This is a genomic window from Cupriavidus sp. C1SS-2L, assembly GCF_057073735.1.
In genome coordinates, this window is sequence record NZ_CP172708.1 from 3,383,665 (window position 1) to 3,403,553 (window position 19,889).

17 protein-coding genes are annotated in these 19,889 nt (G+C 67.1%); 6 read left to right on the forward strand and 11 right to left on the reverse strand.

What is annotated here, in order from left to right:
• Window positions 1-4 precede the first annotated feature (4 nt).
• Window positions 5-631, forward strand: coding sequence for a UbiX family flavin prenyltransferase (locus ACIGJG_RS15650; protein ID WP_011299193.1), 627 nt, complete (start codon window positions 5-7; stop codon window positions 629-631).
• Window positions 632-661: 30 nt separating this feature from the next.
• Here the strand turns inward: ACIGJG_RS15650 and ACIGJG_RS15655 are convergent, their stop codons facing one another.
• From ACIGJG_RS15655 to ACIGJG_RS15665, 3 genes are all read right to left on the reverse strand, one after another.
• Window positions 662-865 (reverse strand): hypothetical protein, encoded by a 204-nt coding sequence (locus tag ACIGJG_RS15655; protein ID WP_084791916.1) that lies wholly within the window; start codon window positions 863-865, stop codon window positions 662-664.
• A gap of 133 nt (window positions 866-998) precedes the next feature.
• Complete coding sequence (gene amaB, locus ACIGJG_RS15660) at window positions 999-2,516, reverse strand: L-piperidine-6-carboxylate dehydrogenase (protein ID WP_011299195.1); 1,518 nt, start codon at window positions 2,514-2,516, stop codon at window positions 999-1,001.
• A complete protein-coding gene (locus tag ACIGJG_RS15665) occupies window positions 2,513-3,694 on the reverse strand; it encodes a saccharopine dehydrogenase family protein (RefSeq protein ID WP_011299196.1) in 1,182 nt (393 codons plus the stop codon). Before ACIGJG_RS15665 ends, amaB begins: the two co-directional genes overlap by 4 nt.
• Window positions 3,695-3,827: 133 nt before the next feature.
• Here ACIGJG_RS15665 and ACIGJG_RS15670 point away from each other — a divergent pair, with 133 nt between their 5' ends.
• Both ACIGJG_RS15670 and dapB read left to right on the forward strand, forming a co-directional pair.
• Complete coding sequence (locus ACIGJG_RS15670; RefSeq protein WP_483672522.1) at window positions 3,828-4,286, forward strand: Lrp/AsnC family transcriptional regulator; 459 nt, start codon at window positions 3,828-3,830, stop codon at window positions 4,284-4,286.
• Window positions 4,287-4,332: 46 nt separating this feature from the next.
• Window positions 4,333-5,142, forward strand: a complete 810-nt coding sequence (gene dapB, locus ACIGJG_RS15675; protein WP_140950667.1) for a 4-hydroxy-tetrahydrodipicolinate reductase — start codon at window positions 4,333-4,335, stop codon at window positions 5,140-5,142.
• Window positions 5,143-5,170: 28 nt separating this feature from the next.
• On the opposite strand, the gene ACIGJG_RS15680 is transcribed toward dapB, so the two are convergent.
• The 5 genes from ACIGJG_RS15680 to ACIGJG_RS15700 form a co-directional block, all read right to left on the reverse strand.
• Window positions 5,171-5,899, reverse strand: a complete 729-nt coding sequence (locus ACIGJG_RS15680; RefSeq protein ID WP_011299199.1) for a hypothetical protein — start codon at window positions 5,897-5,899, stop codon at window positions 5,171-5,173.
• 120 nt (window positions 5,900-6,019) lie between these two features.
• Complete coding sequence (locus tag ACIGJG_RS15685; protein WP_220631086.1) at window positions 6,020-6,277, reverse strand: hypothetical protein; 258 nt, start codon at window positions 6,275-6,277, stop codon at window positions 6,020-6,022.
• A gap of 142 nt (window positions 6,278-6,419) precedes the next feature.
• Window positions 6,420-7,916 (reverse strand): chloride channel protein, encoded by a 1,497-nt coding sequence (locus ACIGJG_RS15690; RefSeq protein WP_084791917.1) that lies wholly within the window; start codon window positions 7,914-7,916, stop codon window positions 6,420-6,422.
• A gap of 187 nt (window positions 7,917-8,103) precedes the next feature.
• Window positions 8,104-9,102, reverse strand: a complete 999-nt coding sequence (locus ACIGJG_RS15695; protein WP_011299201.1) for a Bug family tripartite tricarboxylate transporter substrate binding protein — start codon at window positions 9,100-9,102, stop codon at window positions 8,104-8,106.
• A 72-nt stretch (window positions 9,103-9,174) separates the two neighbouring features.
• A complete protein-coding gene (locus ACIGJG_RS15700; protein WP_483672523.1) occupies window positions 9,175-10,674 on the reverse strand; it encodes an acyl-CoA synthetase in 1,500 nt (499 codons plus the stop codon).
• A gap of 129 nt (window positions 10,675-10,803) precedes the next feature.
• On the opposite strand from ACIGJG_RS15700, the gene ACIGJG_RS15705 reads away from it, so the two are divergent.
• The 3 genes from ACIGJG_RS15705 to ACIGJG_RS15715 all read left to right on the forward strand — a co-directional run bounded on the left by ACIGJG_RS15705 (window position 10,804) and on the right by ACIGJG_RS15715 (window position 13,870).
• The gene (locus ACIGJG_RS15705; RefSeq protein WP_011299203.1) at window positions 10,804-11,706 is read left to right on the forward strand and encodes a LysR family transcriptional regulator; all 903 of its coding nucleotides are present in this window, start codon (window positions 10,804-10,806) and stop codon (window positions 11,704-11,706) included.
• Between the two features lie 288 nt (window positions 11,707-11,994).
• Entirely contained in the window at window positions 11,995-12,507 is a 513-nt protein-coding gene (locus ACIGJG_RS15710) for a winged helix-turn-helix transcriptional regulator (RefSeq protein ID WP_483672524.1), read from the forward strand.
• Complete coding sequence (locus ACIGJG_RS15715; protein WP_483672525.1) at window positions 12,500-13,870, forward strand: MATE family efflux transporter; 1,371 nt, start codon at window positions 12,500-12,502, stop codon at window positions 13,868-13,870. Before ACIGJG_RS15710 ends, ACIGJG_RS15715 begins: the two co-directional genes overlap by 8 nt.
• On the opposite strand, the gene ACIGJG_RS15720 is transcribed toward ACIGJG_RS15715, so the two are convergent.
• From ACIGJG_RS15720 to ACIGJG_RS15730, 3 genes are read right to left on the reverse strand one after another with little or no spacing between them, the layout of a single operon-like run.
• Window positions 13,859-15,307, reverse strand: a complete 1,449-nt coding sequence (locus ACIGJG_RS15720; protein ID WP_140950671.1) for an efflux transporter outer membrane subunit — start codon at window positions 15,305-15,307, stop codon at window positions 13,859-13,861. The two genes, ACIGJG_RS15715 and ACIGJG_RS15720, sit on opposite strands and share 12 nt — an antisense overlap.
• A complete protein-coding gene (locus ACIGJG_RS15725) occupies window positions 15,304-18,477 on the reverse strand; it encodes an efflux RND transporter permease subunit (protein ID WP_140950672.1) in 3,174 nt (1,057 codons plus the stop codon). Before ACIGJG_RS15725 ends, ACIGJG_RS15720 begins: the two co-directional genes overlap by 4 nt.
• Window positions 18,474-19,712, reverse strand: a complete 1,239-nt coding sequence (locus tag ACIGJG_RS15730; protein WP_220631692.1) for an efflux RND transporter periplasmic adaptor subunit — start codon at window positions 19,710-19,712, stop codon at window positions 18,474-18,476. Before ACIGJG_RS15730 ends, ACIGJG_RS15725 begins: the two co-directional genes overlap by 4 nt.
• Window positions 19,713-19,889 lie beyond the last annotated feature (177 nt).

Consider the following 19,889-nt stretch of genomic DNA (forward strand, 5'->3'; position numbering starts at 1 on the left):
TGCCATGCCCGTGACCGGCTGCGCCGTGCCGCAACGGCTGATCGTCGCCATCACGGGCGCCACCGGCGCCATCTATGGCGTGCGCCTGCTGCAGGTACTGCGCGAGGTGACGACGGTGGAAACCCACTTGCTGATTTCCCCGGCGGGCGTGATGAACCTCCAGCACGAACTGGAGATCAGTCGCGCCGACGTGGAAGCCATGGCCGACGTCGTGCACAACGTGCGCGATATCGGCGCTACCATCGCCAGCGGCTCGTTCCGCGCGCATGCCATGGTGGTGGCCCCGTGCTCGATGCGCACGCTGGCTGCCATCGCACACGGCCTTTCGGATAACCTCATAACCCGCGCCGCGGACGTCACGCTCAAGGAGCGCCGCCGGCTCGTGCTGATGGTGCGGGAAACGCCGCTGAATCTCGCGCATCTGCGCAATATGACGGCGGTGACGGAAATGGGCGGCATCGTGTTCCCGCCCGTGCCGGGCTTCTACCAGAAGCCGCAGAGCATTGCCGAACTGGTCGACCATACCGTGGGCCGCGTGCTCGACCTGGTCGATTTGCCCGATATCGGCCAGACACTGGCGCCGAGCTGGCCGGGCCTCAATGGCAAAGCCGGCGAGAGCGGCGGCAACTGAGCCCCCTCGCCGGCCTTCGGGCCTCTCCCCTTACCAGTAGTGGCGCCGGCCGTAGTAGCCGTATCCACCGTAGTACGGCCGCGGCGATACCACTACCGCCGGCGGTCCAACATAGACCGGCGCTGGCGCTACTGCTACAGGGCCCGGTCCTGCTGGATACGGATACACCGCGCAACCGCCCAGCAAGGCTGTGGCGGCGGCCGCGGCGGCCAATCCAATCGTTACCGTTCTCATCGTATTTTCCTTGGGGGTCGCTTCGGCATATGCCTGCACTGAGAACGTTATACGGGGCGCCTGCGTAATACAGCGTCAAGGCGCTGTAACGCTTGTTACGATTCGCAACGGTTTGGTGAACGTAAATCCTCGTTCAAATCTCGAACCGGATGCCCTGCGCCAACGGCAACGTGTCGCCGTAATTGATGGTATTGGTCGCGCGCCGCATATAGCCCTTCCACGCATCCGACCCCGATTCCCGCCCGCCACCGGTTGCCTTCTCGCCGCCAAATGCGCCGCCAATCTCCGCACCGCTGGTGCCGATGTTCACGTTGGCGATGCCGCAATCGCTGCCTGCCGATGACAGGAAGCGCTCCGCCTCGCGCAGCGATTCGGTGAAGATGCACGACGATAGTCCGTGCGCGGCCGCATTATTCAGTGAGATCGCTTCATCGAGCGAGGTGTACGGCATCAGGTACAGGATCGGCGCGAACGTCTCGGTCAGCATGGTGTCGTGCTGCTCGTCGGTCATCACCAACGCGGGCCGCACATAGCTCGCGTGCGGGAAGCGGTCTGCCAGCAGGCGTTCACCGCCGGTGACGATATTGCCCTGCGCGCGGCAGCTGGCCAGCGCGTTGGCCATGGCATCGGCCGCGCCCGTGTCGATCAGCGGGCCGAGCAGCGTGCCGTCTTCGAGCGGATCGCCGACGGGCAGGCGGTCGAACACCGTGACGAGCCGGCTCGCCATGGTGTCCATGAGGTCGGCGTGGACGAAGCATCGGCGTAGCGTGGTGCAGCGCTGCCCGGCCGTGCCGGCCGCCGCGAACGTAATGGCGCGCACCGCCAGTTCGATATCGGCCGACGGCGTCACAATGGCCGCATTGTTGCCGCCGAGTTCCAGGATGCTGCGCTTGAAATGCTGGGCGCAGGCGATGCCCACCTCGCGGCCCATGCGAGTCGAGCCGGTCGCGCTGACCAGGCGCACCGCCGGATGCCCGACGAGATGCGTACCGACCATGCGACCGCCGGGCAGCACCGCCGATATGCCCACATAGTGCGGCGCCGTCGCGGCCAGCACGCGTTCGAGCAAACCATGCGCGGCCAGCGCGCACAGCGTGGTCTTTTCCGACGGCTTCCACAGCACCGCGTTGCCACACACCAGCGCGAGCGCAGCGTTCCAGGCCCACACCGCCACCGGGAAATTGAACGCCGAAATCACGCCGCACAGGCCATACGGATGCCAGGTTTCGCGCATCGCATGCTGGGGCCGCTCCGACGCAATAGTCAGCCCGTGCAGCTGCCGCGACAGCCCGACCGCGAAGTCGCAGATATCGATCATCTCCTGCACTTCGCCAAGCCCCTCCTGCTGGATCTTGCCTGACTCCAGCGACACCAGCCGGCCCAGCGCCGTCTTGTGTTCTCGCAGCACCTCGCCGAAGCGCCGCACGATGTCACCGCGTACCGGCGCCGGAACCAGCGCCCAGCTGCTCTGCGCCGCATGCGCGCGGACAATCCGCGCATCGGCCTCGGCTGGCGTACAGGCCGGGACGTGGCCGAATGCCTCGCCATCGACCGGCGACCGCACGATGACCGTGCCCGCCGGCGTGCCGTCGCTCCATGGCCGCGGCAGACCCATCGATTGCCAGCAGGCCGCAATCTCTTGCGCTTTCATACGGTGGTCTCCTGCAGCGGATGCTGCGTGTAGTGGCAGCCGAAGCGGTTGGCCAGGAACATGGCGAGCGGCATGGCTTCCTGCCGCACGAAGCCAGACTGCGGCAGCGCCCCGCTCACCACCATGTCCAGCGCCGCGCAGATGCTCGCGGCCGTGGTGAGTTGAATCGCATTGACGTGTCCGGCCGGACCGTCCACGCCGCCGATGCGCGCCGAGAACGAAGCCTGCGTAAGCGGGCCGCGTCCGCGCTCGCCGCCGGCCGGATAGCCCGTCGCGGTGGCGAAGATGATGACCACGTCCTGCTCCGTCACCGGAATCGCACGATCGAAGATCTCGCGCAGCCAGCCGCGCCGCTCGCGCAGGCGCAGGTCGTTGAGCAGCAGCTTCATCTGCGCACAGTGGCCCGGATAGCGGATGGACTTGTAGTCGACATTGCGCGCCCGGCCCGCCAGCGTCTCCGGCAACGTGCCGAGGCCGCCCGATGTATTAAAGGCCTCGTAATCGATGCCGTCCAGCGCGAAGGTTTCCAGCCCTTCGAGCGCCGGCAGCTCGACACAGCGGCCATCGACGATGGCCTCGCACGGGTTGCAGTACTCGTTGATGAGCCCTTCCGTGCTCCACGTCAGGTTGTACTTGAGCGCATTGCTCGGGTAGCGCGGCAACGCGCCCACACGCATCTGCAGGTCGAGCAGTTCGCCGCCGCCGCGCACGAAGCGCTGCGCAAGGTCGTGGCCAACCACGCCGATAAAGCCCGGCGCGAGCCCGCACTGCGGCATCAGCACCGACCGCGCGTTCTGGCCCAGTTGCCGGATGGCCTGCGTCGCGGCCACGTCTTCGGTCAGGTCGAAGTAATGCACGCCGAGGCGGGCCGCCACCGTCGCCACGCTGACCGCGGCGTGGAACGGCAGCGCGTTGAGCACGGCGTCGGCGCCTGCAAGCAGCGCGGCGCATGTGCCGGGCTCGGTCGGGTCGCCGGCGCGCACGGTAATCGCGCGCGGCAGGCCGTCGAGCCGGCGCGCGTCGTTGTCGACCAGGCAAACGCGGTAATCGCCGCTGTCATGCAGCATGGCGGCGATGGTGCGGCCGATCTTGCCGGCGCCTAGCACCACCACTTGCAGCGGGCCATTGGCCCGGGACAGAACGCGCGGCGTGTCGCGGCCGAGAGTGGATGGCTGCATGGTGTCCTCCGTGGTTCAAGCCCTGATCGATATGTGCCTGATTGGAGTATGGGCAGCGCGCGCAACAGAAAGAAGGGTCGAGTTCGACGAATACCGTCCATAATCGAACGAAACGACGACGGATTTCGACGAAATGGCTGACACCGACAAGCTTGACCAGACCGACCGGCACCTGCTGTCGCTGTTGCAGGCCAACGCGCGCGAAAGCGCGGCCAACCTCGCACGCCATCTCGATATCGCGCGGACTACGGTGGTGGCGCGCATCGCGCGGCTGGAGCGGCTCGGCGTGATTGCCGGCTATGGCGTGCGGCTCGGCCGCGAGATGGGCGACAACGCGATCCAGGCGTTCTGCGGGCTGTCGGTCCAGCCCAAGGCCGGCCCGGCCATCGTGCGCGCGCTGCAGCGGCTGCCGGAGATCGAGGAGTTGAGTTCTGTCAGCGGGCCGGTGGACTACATGGCGGTGATCCGCTGCGTCACGCACGCGCGCCTCGACCAGTTGCTCGACGAGATCGGCATGCTCGAGGGCGTGAACCACACCACCACGTCGATCGTGCTCGCGCGAAAAATCGACCGCCGGCGAGCAACGGAATAGCGCGGTATCCTCCACCGACCGCAATCCACCCAACGGAGCAAAAACAATGAGCAATCCGATCCGTGTCGCCGTAGGCGGCGTAACCGGCTGGGCCGGCGGCGAACTGGCGCGCGGCGTGGCGCACGCGGCCGACATGACGCTGGTGGCGGGCCTGTCGCGCGGTGCCGCGGGCCAACCGCTCGCGCAACTCACCGGCCATGCCGACACGCCGGGCGTGGCGGCGGCCAGCATCGAGGCCCTGGGCAGCACGCCCTACGACGTCTACGTCGAATACACCAAGCCGGCCGTTGCCAAGCACAACATCTTGCAGGCAATTGCCCACGGTGCGCACGTGGTGGTGGGCACTTCGGGCCTGACCGACGAGGACTATGCCGAGATCGACGCCGCCGCGCGCAAGGCCGACCGCGGCGTGCTCGCGTGCGGCAACTTCGCGATCACGGTCGTGCTGCTGCAGAAGTTCGCGGAAATGGCGGCGCGCCACCTAGACCACTGGGAGATCATCGATTACGCCAAGGCCGGCAAGGTCGACGTACCGTCAGGCACGGTGCGCGAGCTGGCATTCCGGCTTGGCGAGATCAAGGCCGCTCAGCAAGCCGTGCCGGTGGACCAGGTCAACGGCCCGCGCGAGACGCGCGGCGCGACCATGTCCGGCACGCAGGTTCACGCGGTGCGGCTGCCCGGCTACCAACTCGGCGTGGAAGTGATCTTCGGCGCGGACGGCCAGCGCCTGCATCTCAAGCACGAGGCCGGCGACGGCTCCAAACCCTATGTGTCCGGCGCACTGCTGGCGATCCGCAAGGTCCACACCGTGCGCGGCGTGGTGCGCGGTCTTGACAAGGTGATGGAAGGCATCTGAGCCGGCACCGACAGCTCCCGGCCCGGCGTTACCAGCTGCCGGGCTTGACGGGCTTGGGCGCCGGCTTCTTTTCCTTGCTCGGCGCGGCAGCCGGTGCCGATGCAGGTGTGAGCTGCTGCGCCACCTGCGCATCCTTGTCCGCCATCAGCTTGCGTGCCTGTGGCAGCAGCATTTCGATGGTGCCGGTGTTCGGGTCTTCGGGCATGGCATACAGCTCGACCGTCAGCGGCTTTTGCATCCAGCCCGCGTGGATGGTCTTCACAGTCTTGCCGGCCTTGTCGCGCATGTCTTCCTGTTCCTGGCGGAACGGCTTGCCGTAGAGCGCGTTGATGCTGTCGAGCGCGGCTTGCTGCGAGTTGGCGCCGGCGGTCGGCACGATCATGCCGACCAGCGCATTGCCGTCAACAAAGGCCACCACGTGGGGGCCATCCATGAAAGACGGACGCTTGTCACGCGGCAGTCCGACCTGGCGCATGACGCCGTCCCCCTTTACCTCGACGCAGACGGCGGTCACGTCGCGGCCGTCCGGCGTGCGCTTGTCGGCACAGTCGGGCAACGCGGGCAGCGGGTTGCCGATCTCGAGCAGTTTCAGCATCGGCGACAGCGCACTGTTACCGGCTGGCGCGGCCTTCGGTGCAGCAGCGGGAGGGTTGGCGGTAGGGGCAGAAGCGGCGGCGGGAGCCGCAGGGGCGGCAAAGGCGCACGTGGCGGCGCCGATCAGGCCGGCAGCAGCCAGCCCGGCAACGGGAAATTTCAAAATCCAGACTCCTCAAAAAGGCCCCTGTTGGAGCCCGCGGCAGGCGGTATGTTCCGGCCGACGGTACCACATGCCGTCAGCATGGCGAATGATGCACCCCGCGTGCGCCGCAAACCGAGTCTAACCCGCCGCGCGCAGCAACACGTTAGCGAGGGCCGCCAGCATAGCCAGCACCAGCACCCATGCCAGCAGGTGCGGCACCCGGCTTGGCGGCAACGGATGGCGCGGCGTCCGCTGCGCGGGCGGCAACGGCCGGCGCAGCCGTGAGTGGCTCTGCAAACCGCGCGTGGGCCATATGGTGTCGGGCCCGATATCGCGCAGGAGGGTGCTTTCCTTGCGCGGAGGCCGGGCGCGGCCGGCCGGTCGTTGCGAAGCCATGGGTGCTCCCGGAATGCAGACGACAGCATGCCGGCGAGATCGGTGTGCCGCCGCTACACACGAGCCGGTCCTGCGACCGGCGCGCCACAACGTTAGGGGAAAGCCGCGCGCGCCACCATGGCTTGGCGCACATAGCGCAGCGTCAGCTCGCGGGGGCCTTGCGCACCAGCGCCATCGCCTCGCGCCGGAACACATGGCCGACGTGGTGGTAGAACGGATGCGGCGAGAACTGGCGCGAGATGAACGATGCCAGCAGCGACGATGCCAGCAGGAATAGCGTCAGGTCCTGCGTGCGCGTCATCTCCATGACGATCACGCTCGCGGTGATCGGCGCCTGCGTGGCCGCCGCGAGGAACGCGGCCATGGCCACGAGCGCGAGCACGCGCGGCTCATGCATGCCCGGGATGAAATGCGCGACGTTTTCGCCGATGCCGGCGCCGATGGCCAGTGCTGGCGTAAAGATGCCGCCGGGGATGCCCGCGAAGTACGACACCACGGTGGCAACCAGCTTGGCCAGCCCGAACCACAGCGTGGCGTGCGATTCGCCGTTGATCAGCGCCGACGCTTGTTCGTAGCCCGTGCCGAATGTCGCCCCGCTTGTCGCCCAACCGAGTACCGCCACGACCAGGCCGCAGCCAAACGCCACCTGCACCGGATGCTCGAGCGGCCAGTGGCGCCAGCGCACCGGCAAGAGGCCCGGCACGCCGCCGATCAGCCCCTTGGCGAACAGCCCGCCGAGCACGCCGTTCACGACCGCGCACAGCAGCACCGGACCCCAGGCGTTTCGCAGCACCAGCATCGGCACCTTGACGGCGAAATACGGGTTGTTGCCGAGCAGCGCCAGCGACAGGAAACCGGCCGTCAGCACGCCCGACAGCACCAGCCGGTCCCAGCGCACGGCCGTGCCGCGGCCAAGTTCCTCGATCGCGAACACCACGCCGGCCAGCGGCGTGTTGAATGCTGCCGCAAGCCCGCCCGCGGCGCCCGCCGCGATCAAAGCGTTCGGATGGAAGCCGATGCGAAAGCGCATCTTTTCGTGGCACCAGCGGCCCCACGCCAGCATGGCCGCTGCGCCGACCTGCACCGAGGGCCCTTCGCGTCCGACCGACGCCCCGGCGAGGAGGCCCGCAGCGGTCAGCACCACCTTCCACATCGACTGGCGGAACGACACGAGCACCGTCTGCGCCGGTCCTGCCGGCGGCAGCGTGACCGCGGCGATCACCTGCGGTATGCCGCTGCCGCGCGCTTGCGGCGCGAGCCGGATGGTGAGCCAGCGCAGCGCGGCCAGCCCGAACGGCAGCATCACGAATGCGATCCACGGCGTGCTCTGCGTCAGGTGATGGTTCCAGCGCAGCGCGACCTCGGCGATCCACGCGAACACCATCGAGAACAACGCCACGCAGCCGGCGCCGCACATGAAGACGGCATAGCGCAGCGTGGTGCGAGAGATGCGGCCGGCCTGGCGTGACTTGCGCCACGCCGCCATGCGCGCGCGGCGGCTGATGGCTTCGGACAGGCGTGCTTCGGCGCGCTCGGTCGCGCGATCGGTTCCGGTGTCTGGAGAATCTGCGTGGGAAGCGTCGGCGCGGTCAGCGCCGGGGGACGGTTCGGCTGGGTCGGAGGGGGCGCGGTCAGTCATGACGAGGGGGCATGGCCAAGGCATATTGCGCCGTGTTGGGGGAGGCGCCTATGCCGGTATGTCCCGGCACTATACGCCGGTCATGCCGCCCGGGGCGGGCCGCGCGCCGGTTATCGGCCACATATCGGCCTCACGCTTGCCAGGCGGGGACGAGCGCCCTCTTGCCTCGTCGCGCCATCCCCTGCTGTCAGTCCAGCGTGATGTTGTTCGCGCGGATCACTTTGCCCCAGTGCTCGCGGTCCGCCTCGATATAGCGGTCGATCTCCGCCTGGGTGCGCGGCGGCTGCACCACGAGCCCGAGATCGCTGAACGTGGCGCGGAACTTCGGGTCCTTCAGCACGCTGTCCGCCGCGGCGCGCAGCTTCGCCACCGCTTCGGGCGGTGTCTGCGCGGGCACGGCCAGCCCGAACCACGTGGCAGCCTGGAAGTCCGGATAGCCGCCTTCGGCGACAGTCGGCACATTGGGCAGCACGTCCAGCCGCTTGCGGCTGGTCACGGCCAGCGCCTTGAGCTTGCCGGCCTTGATGTGCGGCAGCGAAGTGCTGACCACATCGACCATCAGCTGCGTGTCATTGGCGAGCAGCGCCGACAGCGCCGGCGCGCTGCCGTTGTAGGGCACGTGCGTGACCTGGATGCCGAGTTCGGTCTTCAGCATCTCGGTGGCGAGTTGCAGCGCGTTGCCGAGCCCGACCGACGAGTAATTGAGCTTGCCGCCACTGGCCTTCGCGTAGTTCGCGAACTCGCGGATATTGCTGGCCGGCACGTGCGAGTTGGTCACGACGACCAAAGGCACCTCGGCGCCGATACTGAAGATCTTGAAATCGCGCGGCGGGTCGTAGGAGATCTTCTTGTACAGCTGCGGGTTGAGCACCATGCTGCCGTTGGTGGCCAGCACCATGGTGTAGCCATCTGCCGGGGCACGCGCGACGCTGGTGGTGCCGATCATCGTGGCCGCACCGGGCCGGTTTTCCACGACCACGGTCTGGCCGAGCTGGCGCGACATGCCGTCGGCAATCGCGCGGCCGAACTGGTCGGTCGAGCCGCCGGGCGTGTATGGCACCACGAGCTTGATGGGATGGTCCGGATACGCAGCCAGCGCGGGCGCGGCGCCGCCTGCCAGTGCACCTACGGCGGCTGCCGCTGCGGTGGCGAGCCAGGCCCGACGGCCGAATTTACTGCCTTGCATAGTGTCTCCTGTTGATGGCGGCGCCTTCGTGGCGCCTTTCTTTTGATCTTTGCCGGGTATTCCGTGCGTATCTCAGACGCGCCGCTGCCGCCCTTCCCAGTACCGGTCGCGCAGCCGGCGCTTGGCCAGTTTGCCGGTCTCGTCGCGCGGCAATTGCGCTTCGATCACGATGTTGCGCGGCACCTTGAAGCCGGACAGGCGCTGGCGCAGCCAGTCGATCACGTCTTCCTCGCGGATCGCCGCGTCGGGCATCGGCTGCACCATGGCCAGCAAGCGCTCGCCGTACTCGTCGTCGGGCACGCCGAACACGACGCAGTCGGCCACGCCCGGATAGCGCACGAGTTCATGTTCGATCTCGGCCGGGTAGATGTTCACGCCGCCCGAGATCACCATGTCGGACGCGCGGTCGCAGATGAACAGGTAGCCGTCGGCATCGACATAGCCCATGTCGCCAAGCGTCACCAGCCCGTCGCGGTCGATGGCGCGGCGCGCGGCCTCATTGTTGCGGTAAGTGAAGTCGGGGTAAGCCGGCTGGCGCACGTACACCAGGCCAATCTCGCCCGTTGCGCACGGCTTGCCGTCTTCATCGAGGATGCGAAGCTGCGCGTCGTCCACCGGCTTGCCGGCCGTGCCGGGGCGCGCCGCGGCATCGGCAGGCGTGGCCACGGTGATCATGCCGGCCTCGCTCGACGCGTAGGTTTCGTGGATGACTGGGCCGAACCATTCGAGCATCGCGCGCTTGACCTCGGGCGAGCACGGCGAACCGGTCGAAGCAACGAAGCGGATCGACGACAGGTCGTAGCGCGCGCGCACCTCGGACGGCAGCTTGAGCAAGCGCACGTACATGATCGGGACGAGATAAAGCACGTCGATGCGGTGCTTTTCGACCAGCGCCAGCACCTGCTCGGCATCGAAGCGCGACGTGAGCACGAGGCGTTCGGCCATCTGCAGCGCGTTCTGGATGAACGAACCGGGCGCGCTGTGGTACAGCGGCGCCGACATCAGCGCCCGACAGCCGGGCACGATGCCGTAGGTCTGGCGCACCAGCGAACGCGCGCGCGCCATCTGGTCGTCAAGCTGGTCCAGCGGGACGGGTTCGCGCAGCACGCCCTTGGGACGGCCCGTGGTGCCGGAGGTGTAGGCCATATGGCCGCGCGGGGATACACGTGGGCCATCGTACGGGGCCTGCTGCGCAAGCCACGCTTCGTACTCGCTGCCGCCGGACACTTCGGCGCCATCGGCCACCACCAGCACGGGGATGCCCGCAGGCACCGCCTCGCGCACTGCCGCCAGCAGGCCGGCATGCACGATCAGCGCTTTGGCGCCGCTGTCGGCCAGCAGGAAGCGCACTTCCTCGGCGGTGAAGTGCCAGTTGATCGGGCAGTAGTAGGTGCCACCGATGCGGCAAGCGTGCACGACATCGACATAGACCGGATCGTTGCGCAGCAGCACCGCAACGACATCGCCTTCTTTCAGTCCCGCGGCGCGCAGGCCACCGGCAAGGCGGGCGCCGCGGTCGAGCAGTTCGGCGCCGTCGCGGTGCATGTCTTCGAACCAGAGGTCTGTGGCCATATCGGTAGTCTCCTGTCTTTGTCCTGAACTGGCAGCGTTCCACTGTAGCCGCGCAGCCTGGCATCGACAATCCGCCACACCGGAATCACAATGTTGCGCCTGACGTGACAATCCTGCAGGGAATCCCCGATGGACCTGAACCTGATCGAAGCGTTCGTCGACATCGTTGATGCCGGCAACCTGGCCGAGGCCGGCCGGCGGCGTGGTGTGACGCGCTCCCAGGTGAGCCGCCAGTTGCGCGAACTGGAGCAACAGGCCGGTGCGCAACTGCTGCGGCGGACCACACGCAGGCTGGAGATGACCGAACCCGGCCAGGCGCTCTACCAGCATGGGCTCCGCATTTTGCAGGAGGTGGCCTCCGCACAGGCCGAGATCGACAGCCTCGGCAAGACGCTGCGCGGCCATGTGCGCGTCAGTATGCCCACGGGCCTTGGCGATACGTTCATCGCCCCGCTGCTGCTGCAGTTTGCCCAGCGCTATCCCGGCATCACGTTGCGCGTGTTCTTCGCGAACCGCGTGGTGGACCTGATCGCGTCGGAAATCGACGTGGCGCTGCGCGTGACGTCGGCACCGCCGCTCGATCATGTGGCGCGCGAGATCTGTCCGATCGACTGGCGGCTGTGCGCGTCTCCGGAGTACCTCGAACGCGTGCCGGCGCCACGCGTGCCGGTCGACCTCGCGCGCTGCCACTTCCTTTGCCCGCCCTATGGATCGCGCTTCCTGCTGGCGCTCAACCGCAATGGCCAGCGCGAGGAAGTGGAACTCGCGCCGCACCTGCAATCGGAACACTTCCGCTTCCTGTTGCAGGCGGTGCTGGAAGGCCACGGCATCAGCCTGCTGCCGCGCTACATGGGCTGGGAAGAGATGCGACAGGGCCGCCTGGTGCCTGTGCTGAGCGACTGGAAGCCCGAGGGGCTCGGCAGCAGCCTCTATGTCATCACCACGCCGAGCCGGCATCCGACCATGGCCACGCGCGCGCTGATTGCGTTCCTGAAGGAGGAAATCGGCAACCTGCCGGTGTTCCGCGACTGAGCCGGGCGCGTAGTGGCGCGCCAAAGAAAAGAACCCGGATCTGTCCTGGGGGGCCGATCCGGGTGGAGGAAACAGACGGCTAAGACCCGCCTGATCGGCACTCGCGCCCGGAAAGTGAAAGACGCGATACCGATGTCCCGCAGCCTACCGATCCACCAACGGGACAATCAATCGGACAAAACAGTTTCGTGCGATGTTCGCATTCGGGCCGCGCAAACTTTCATTTCGCAAGCTATGCTCCTAAAACTTGCAAATCGAAAGTAAAGCCAGCGGCGAGCACGGAGACCTATGCCCCCCACCGATTTCACCACCATGCCCTGCCCCGTGGCCCGCTCGATGGCGGTGCTCGGCGAGCGCTGGGCGATCCTTGTGATGCGTGAGGCCTTTTACGGCAGCACGCGTTTCGATGAATTCGAGAAAAACCTCGGGATCGCGCCCAATATCCTGAGCGCGCGCCTGAAAACGCTGGTGACGCACGAGCTGCTTGCCCGCGTTACGCCGGAAGGCGGCGGTCGCCACGTCTACCAGCTCACGGAAAAAGGGCGCGATTTCTTACCGGCTTATGTAGCGCTCAAGGCCTGGGCGGACCGCTGGATGACCGATGAAAAGGGCCCGCTGACGGTGCTGCAGGACAAGCTTAGCGGCGCGGAAATCGCTACCCCGGCGCTGATGCGCGCCGACGGCAGCGCCATCACGCTGGACGATGTGCGCGTGCTGCCCGGCCCCGGCGCGGGCCGTTTCCTGCGGCGCCGCTTCGGCGAAGCTGCGGCCGAACAGGAACAGGAGAACGGCCATGCCTGAGACGCCCGCCATGACCGTATCCAATACCGCTGCCGCCGCCAGCACCGCACCGGTCCCCGCCACCGAACTGGCGCGGCGCATCGGCAGCCTGGCCGGCCCCACCGCCGTCATCGCCTTGCTGCAGTCCTGCGCGCAACTCGTGGAAACGTGGCTTGCGGCGCGCCAGGGTACGGCGGCGCTGGCGGGCTGGGCCGTGGTGTTACCGTTTGCGCTACTGCTGCAGCAGATGTCCACGGGTGCGATGGGTGGCGGCGTAGTGTCGGCCATCGCCCGCGCGCTGGGCGCCAACAAGCGTGAAGAGGCCTCGTCGCTGGTCCTGCATGCGCTGATCATCGCGGTGACGGCCGGCCTCGCATTTGCCATCGTGCTCGCAGGCTTCCCGCGCGGCGTGTTCGGCGCCGTGGCCGGCGCCACCGCGGCCGAGGCTGCGGCGACCTATGCGATCTGGCTGTTCGGCGCGGGCGCCGTGCCGGCCTGGCTTGCCAATACGCTGGCTTCCGTGTTGCGCGGTGGCGGACGCCACGCACTGGCCGCGCGCGTGCTGGCGTTCATGTGGGTGGCCTTCCCGCTGCTGGCGTGGCTGCTCGCCGAGCCGGCGGGCATGGGCCTGGCCGGGATCGGTGCGGCGCTTGCGGCGGTGTCGTGGGCGGCGGCGCTGGGCATGGCGGTCGTCGTCATGCGTGGCGGTGCGGGCTTCGTGCCGGTGCTCCGCATGCGCCCGTCGCGTGCATTATTCGTGCGTATCCTGTCCGTCGGACTGGTAGCCTGCGCGCTCGCTTCGGTCGCCAACCTGACCACCATCCTCGTGACCGCGCAGCTGCGCCACCACGGAACGGCGGCGGTGGCCGCCTACGGGATCTCGGCGCGGCTGGAATTCCTGATGATCCCGCTCGCATTCGGCGTGGGCTCCGCGCTGACGTCGCTGGTGGGCCGCGCGGTGGGGGCCGGCGACTGGCATACGGCGCGACGCACGGCGTGGGTCGGTGCGCTGCTGGCGCTGCTGATCGCGGGACTGGCCGGCGCGGCGGTCGGCATGATGCCGCACCGGTTCGCCGGACTGTTCACGCAGGACCGGCAGGTCGCGGCCATTGCCGCGCGGGCGCTGTCGTGGGTCGGCCCGGCCTTTGGCGGTTTCGGCCTTGGCATGGCGCTGTACTTCGCGTCGATGGGCGCGGGCCGCATGCGCTGGCCGATCGCGGCGGGCCTGTGCCGGATTGGCCTGGCAGCCGGCGGCGGCTGGCTGCTGGCCAATGTCGCTGGCATGGGGCTGGATGGGCATTTCCTCGGCGTGGCGATGGGGATCACCGCGTACGGACTGGTCACCGCGCTGGGCGTGCGCGAGGGAGAATGGTCAGCGCGCTAGCACCGGCGCATCGCCCTCCATGCCAGCGCCCTTCACTGTATCGGGCACCGACGGCCAGCCACCACCGAGCGACTTGTACAGCGCCGCCGTGCCGTTCAGCACATCGACCTGTCCCTGGATGGCCGCCAGCTGCGCGTCGAACAGCTTCTCGCGCGCATTGGTGACTTCCAGGTAGCTCGAATAACCGCCCTCATACCTTGCGTAGGCCTGATCGGCATAGACGGTCAGGCTCTTTTCCTGCTGGCGCAGGCTGCCCAGGCGGTTGCGCGTCTCGACACCATTGGCCAGCGCGCTGTTCACGTCGGCCAGTGCCGCCAGCACGGTGCCCTGGTAAGCCAGCAAGGCCTCGGTACGCTGCGCCGATGCGGTCTGCACTTGCCCACGGATGGCACCACCCTGGAAGATCGGCTGGGTCAGTCCCGCACCAAACCCCCACACCCGCGATGCGCTGTCCCACAACCCCGCCGGTGACGCGGCGACCGCGCCGAACAAGCCGCTCAGGTTGACGGCCGGGAGGTAGAGCGCCTGCGCCGCGCCCAGTTGCGCGTTAGCCGCGACCGCCACCTGCTCGGCCTGCAGCACGTCGGGCCGGCGCGACAGCAGCATCGCGGGCAGGTCGGCGCCTACCGACGGCGCCTGCAGCTCGTAGATGCCCTTGCCCCGCTCGATGGGCCCCGGCTGGCGCCCGACCAGCACCGACAGCGCATTCTCGGTCTGCGCAATGCCGGTGCGGATCTGCGGAATGGAAGCCTCGGCGACATAGAAGTCGTTCTGCGCCTGCGCCAGCTCCATCTCGGAGATCACGCCGCCTTCGTAGCGCTGCCTGAAGATATCGAGCCCGCTCGCGCGTGACTCCAGCGTCTGCTTCGCGACCTCGAGCTGCGCATCGAGCCCGCGCAGCGTGGCATAGCCTTGCACCACCGACGCGGCGAGCGACAGCACGACGCCACGCCGTGCGTACTCGGCGTTCCACAGGCTCGCTTCCGCGGCTTCAGCCTGGCGGCGGATGCGTCCCCACAGATCGAGTTCCCAGCTCGCGTTAGCGAGCAGCTGGTATGAATTGCGTGGACCGTCAAACGGCGCGAACGGCGTGCCATTGAACGTACCCGCGCGCTGACGGGTGGCGGCCGCGCCGAGGTTCAACTGCGGGAAAAAGCCCGAACGCGCGACCATCAGCTGGCCGCGGAACTCGTCGATGCGCGCGGCGGCGATGCGCACGTCGTAATTGTTTGCGAGCGCCTCGTCGATCAGCGCATTGAGCACCGGATCGTTGAACTGGTTCCACCAGTCGCTGTCGGCCGCGATGGCAAGCTGGCCGGTGTCCATGCGGTATTGCGAGACATCGGGCGTTTCGGGCCGCTGGTAGTTGGGACCGATCGCGCAGCCGCCCAGCGCCGCCACCGCGCAGGCGCCGAGCATCCAGGCACGCGGTCTCATGATGGTTCTCCCGCCGGAGGAATGGTAGGCGGCTGCGACGCGCCACCTGTCTTGGCCTCGCCCTTGGGCTTGCCTTCGGATATGCGCTCCAGCCCCCAGAAGAACATCGGGATGAAGAACAGCGCGATCACCGTGGCACCCAGCATGCCGCCGATCACGCCGGTCCCGAGCGATTGCCGGCTGGCCGCCGAGGCGCCACTGGCGATGGCCAGCGGCACACAGCCCAGGATGAACGCGAGCGAGGTCATGATGATCGGGCGCAGGCGCAGCTTGGACGCGTGAATGGCGGCGTCATAGGCGCTGAGCCCTTCCTTCTCGCGCATTTCGACGGCGAACTCGAAGATCAGGATGGCGTTCTTGGCCGCCAGCGCGATCAGCACAGTCAGGCCGATCTGGAAGTAGACATCGTTCTCCATGCCTCGCATCAGGATGCCAAGCAAGGCGCCGAACAGTGCGAACGGCACCGCCAGCAGCACACCGAGCGGCAACGACCACTTCTCGTACTGCGCCGCCAGGATCAGGAACACCATCAGCAGTGCGAACGCGAACACGTAGACGGCGGTGGATCCGGCGGTCTTCTCTTCGTAGGCCTGTCCGCTCCACGCGTACGCGTAGCCCTCGCCGAGCACCTCCTGTGCAGTCTCCTCCATGGCCGCCAGCGCCTGCCCCGAGCTGTAGCCCGGTGCGGCATCGCCGACGATCTTGGCCGCGGGGAAATTGTTGAAGCGCGTGACGATGTCGGCGCCGGGCACGTATTTGGTCGTGGTCACCGCCTTGATCGGCACCATCTCGCCCTTGCTGTTGCGCACGTAGACCTTGTCGAGATCTTCAGGCCGCGAGCGGAAGTCCGGTTCGGCCTGCAGGATCACCTGGAACAGACGGCTGTTCTTCGGGAACTGGCTCACGTACAAGGAGCCGAACATGGTCTGCAGTGCCGAATAGACATTTTCGACCGGCACCCCCTGCGTTTCCGAACGTTCCCGGTCCACCTCCACGAGGTACTGGCGCGAGCGCGAGTTGATGGTCGAGTTCACGCCTGTCAGCTCCGGCCGCTGGTGGGCCTTGGCAATGAACTCGCGCACCTTGCCCTCAAGCTGCTGATACGTGCTGTCCCCGGTGCTCTGCAGCCAGAATTCGAAGCCGCCGGTCGTACCCAGCCCGGGGATCGACGGCGGGTTGATCGGGATGGCCAGGCCGTCCTGGTAGGTGGAAAACTCTTTCTTGCCCTTGGCGATCAGGTCGTTCGCGCTTTCGCCCTTGCCCCGGTCGTGGAAGCCTTTGAGCGTGATGAACAGCGTGCCGGCGTTGGCCTTGTTCTGCGAATCGATCAGGCTGTAGCCATCCACGGTCGCCACCGATGCCACGCCGGGTTGCCCGCTCAGCCATTTTTCCGCGCGCTTGGTCAGGTCACCCGTGCGGTCGAGGCTGGCAGCATCGGGCATGACCACGGCGCCAAACAGGTAGCCCTGGTCTTCCACCGGCAGGAACGATGACGGGATGCGGATGAACATCAGCACGCTCACCGCCACCATCACCAGGATCAGCGCAATCGACACCACGGTGCGGCGGATGACCAACTGCAGCGACTTGTCGTACCCGGCAATGAGCTGGTCAAACTTGTTGTTGAACCACGTGAAGAAGCGGTTCTTCTTGTGCTCGCCCGGCTTGAGCAGGATGGCCGCGAGCGCTGGCGACAGCGTCAGGGCCACGACGCCCGACAGCACTACGGACACCGCAATCGTGATGGCGAACTGTTTGTAGAGCTGGCCGGTAATGCCGGAAAGGAAAGCGACCGGGATGAACACCGCCAGCAGTACCAGCACAATGGCGACGACAGGGCCGCTCACCTCGTCCATCGCCTTCTTGGCGGCTTCCTTCGGCGGGAGCTTGAACTCCGTCATGTTGCGCTCGACGTTCTCGATCACCACGATGGCATCGTCCACGACGATGCCGATCGCTAACACCATGCCGAATAACGTCAGCATGTTGACCGAGAAACCGAACGCGCTCATGCCCACAAAGGCGCCGATGATCGACACCGGCACGGCCAGGATCGGCACCAGCGTCGCGCGGAAGCTCTGCAGGAACAGGTACACCACCAGGATCACTAGGATCACGGCGTCGCGCAGCGTATGCACCACCTCCGTGATCGACTCTTGCACGAACTCGGTCGTGTCCAGCGCGATCTCGTACTCCAGCCCGGGCGGGAAGCTCTTCTTCAACTCGGCCAGCGTGGCGCGCACCTGCTTGGCCACGTCCAGTGCATTGGCGCCCGGCTGCTGGTAGACCGCCATCAGCGTGGCGGTCTTGCCCTTGTAGCGGCTGCGCAGCGAATAGTCCTTCGAACCCAGTTCGGCGTGGCCGATGTCCTTGAGCCGCACCAGCGCCGTTTCGCCGGACTGCGCGCGCAAGATCATGTTGTCGAACTCGGCCGGCTCCGTCATGCGGCCCTTGGTCGAGATCGGGAACGTCAGCTGCACCGGACCGTTGGTCGGGGACTGGCCGATACGCCCGGCCGAAAACTGCTGGTTCTGGGCCGAGACCGCGTTCTTCACGTCCTCGGTCGTGATCCCGAGCGAGGCCATGCGGTCGGGCCGCAGCCAGATGCGCATCGCGTAGTCGGGACTGCCGAAGATCGACGACTGGTTGGCGCCCGGAATGCGCTTGATCGCGTCCAGCACATAGATGTTGGCGTAGTTGCCGACAAAGGTCTGGTTGTAGCTGTTGTCTGGCGAGTAGATGGCAATCACCATCATGAATGCGGACGAACGCTTCTGCACCGACACGCCCTGCGACGTCACCTCGCTCGGCAACGTGGGCAGCGCCAGGTTGACGCGGTTCTGCACGTCCACCTGCGCAAGTTCCGGGTCCGTGCCGATCTCGAAGTACGAGGTCAGCGTCAGGTCACCGGTCGACGAACTCGTCGAGTTCATGTACATCATGCGGTCCGCGCCGTTGACTTGCTGCTCGATCGGTGCGGCCACGTTCTGGGCCACCACTTCCGCGCTGGCGCCCGGGTATCGCGTGGTGACGGTGATTGTCGGCGGCGTGATATCGGGAAACTGCGCGATCGGCAGCTTGGTCAGCGCCACCAGACCGCCGACCGTGATGATGATGGAAACGACCGACGCAAAGATGGGTCGGTCGATAAAGAAATGGGCAAGTTTCATGACTTGCCCCCCGCCGGCGCCGATGCCGCCGCCGCTGCGCCGGATGCCGGCGCAGCCGGGGCCTGAGGTGCCGGCATTTCCGCAGCGGCACCGCTGGCCACCGCAGGCACGGTGCCCGGCTTGACCTCGACCGCCTTGACCGGCGCCCCGGGCGCCAGGCGCAAGGTGCCGCTCACCGCCACGCGCTCACCGGGCTTCAGTCCGGAACGTACCACCCAGTTGTTGCCGGTCCACTCGCCAACGTCGACCACGCGCTGCTGGGCCTTGTTGTCCGGGCCGATCACCCACACCGTCTGGCCGCGCTGGCTCTGGATGATCGCGTCCTGCGGCACCGCAATCGCGTTCGTCCGCGTGGCCCCGTGCACCTTGACCCGCACGAACTGGCCGGGACGCAGCACGCCTTCCGGGTTGGCCACCTCGGCACGGACCAGATAAGTGCCGGTTTCGGCGTTGAACGATGCATCGGCGAAAGCGATCCGACCGCGGTTCGGGAATACCGTGCCGTCGGCCAGCACGATGGCTACCTCGAACTTGTCCTGTTCGGGGTAACGAATCGCGCCAGATTCGCGCTCGGTGCGAATTCGCAACACCTCGTTCTCCGACAGGCTGAAGTTCACCCACATCGGATCCAGCTTGGCGACGTACGTGAGCAGGCTGTTGGTCGGGTCAATGTAGGAGCCCGGCTGGCGCTTGGCAAAGCTCGACAGGCCCGCCACCGGCGAAGTAATCGTCGTGTAGCCGAGATTGAGCTTGGCGGTGATGACATTGGCGCGCGCCCCCTCGACCGCTGCGGCGGCCGCTTGCTCCTTGCCAATGGCATCGTCCAGGTCGCGCTGGCTCAGGGCATTGCGCTCAGCCAGCGGGCGTACACGTTTCAGGTCGGCGCGCGCCGTGGACAGCCGGGCCTGCTCCTGGCCCAACTGCGCTTCGGCCGCCTGCAGCGTGGCCTCGAACGGCTTGCGGTCCATCAGGAACAGGGTCTGGCCGGCCTTGACCACCGCGCCTTCGGTATAGACCCGCTTGTCCAGGAAGCCATTGACGCGCGCCCGGATTTCAACCTGCTGCGAGCTTTCCGTCTGCCCGACGAAATCGTAGATCAGCGGCACGTCGCGCAGCGCCACCGTCATGACCCCGACCTCGGCTGGCGGGGGCGCGACGGCTACCGGCTTCTCCTTGCCGCAGCCCGCTGCCAGCAAGACCGCAATCAGCCCCGCTGCATTGCGCCAGTTGAGCATTGTCCTCACGTGACCTCCTGTGCCAGCAGCCATGGCCGCTCCCCCTGTCGGACAAACGGGTGAAATCCCGCCGCTCCGGTGCCTGTTCAGGCAGGTTACGGCGCGCCTAATGGCGCGCCAATTCAAATTTTTTGTGGCCGTGTTTACTCATTTCGACGTGCATGCCGATGCGCATGC

Coding starts and splice junctions, on each gene's coding strand:
- dapB (WP_140950667.1), top strand. CDS start 4,333: ATGAGCAATCCGATCCGTGTCGCCGTAGGCGGCGTAACCGGCTGGGCC.
- ACIGJG_RS15695 (WP_011299201.1), bottom strand. CDS start 9,102: ATGCAAGGCAGTAAATTCGGCCGTCGGGCCTGGCTCGCCACCGCAGCG.
- ACIGJG_RS15710 (WP_483672524.1), top strand. CDS start 11,995: ATGCCCCCCACCGATTTCACCACCATGCCCTGCCCCGTGGCCCGCTCG.
- ACIGJG_RS15670 (WP_483672522.1), top strand. CDS start 3,828: ATGGCTGACACCGACAAGCTTGACCAGACCGACCGGCACCTGCTGTCG.
- ACIGJG_RS15730 (WP_220631692.1), bottom strand. CDS start 19,712: ATGCTCAACTGGCGCAATGCAGCGGGGCTGATTGCGGTCTTGCTGGCA.
- ACIGJG_RS15720 (WP_140950671.1), bottom strand. CDS start 15,307: ATGAGACCGCGTGCCTGGATGCTCGGCGCCTGCGCGGTGGCGGCGCTG.
- ACIGJG_RS15700 (WP_483672523.1), bottom strand. CDS start 10,674: ATGGCCACAGACCTCTGGTTCGAAGACATGCACCGCGACGGCGCCGAA.
- amaB (WP_011299195.1), bottom strand. CDS start 2,516: ATGAAAGCGCAAGAGATTGCGGCCTGCTGGCAATCGATGGGTCTGCCG.
- ACIGJG_RS15725 (WP_140950672.1), bottom strand. CDS start 18,477: ATGAAACTTGCCCATTTCTTTATCGACCGACCCATCTTTGCGTCGGTC.
- ACIGJG_RS15690 (WP_084791917.1), bottom strand. CDS start 7,916: ATGACTGACCGCGCCCCCTCCGACCCAGCCGAACCGTCCCCCGGCGCT.
- ACIGJG_RS15665 (WP_011299196.1), bottom strand. CDS start 3,694: ATGCAGCCATCCACTCTCGGCCGCGACACGCCGCGCGTTCTGTCCCGG.
- ACIGJG_RS15715 (WP_483672525.1), top strand. CDS start 12,500: ATGCCTGAGACGCCCGCCATGACCGTATCCAATACCGCTGCCGCCGCC.
- ACIGJG_RS15705 (WP_011299203.1), top strand. CDS start 10,804: ATGGACCTGAACCTGATCGAAGCGTTCGTCGACATCGTTGATGCCGGC.
- ACIGJG_RS15655 (WP_084791916.1), bottom strand. CDS start 865: ATGAGAACGGTAACGATTGGATTGGCCGCCGCGGCCGCCGCCACAGCC.
- ACIGJG_RS15685 (WP_220631086.1), bottom strand. CDS start 6,277: ATGGCTTCGCAACGACCGGCCGGCCGCGCCCGGCCTCCGCGCAAGGAA.
- ACIGJG_RS15650 (WP_011299193.1), top strand. CDS start 5: ATGCCCGTGACCGGCTGCGCCGTGCCGCAACGGCTGATCGTCGCCATC.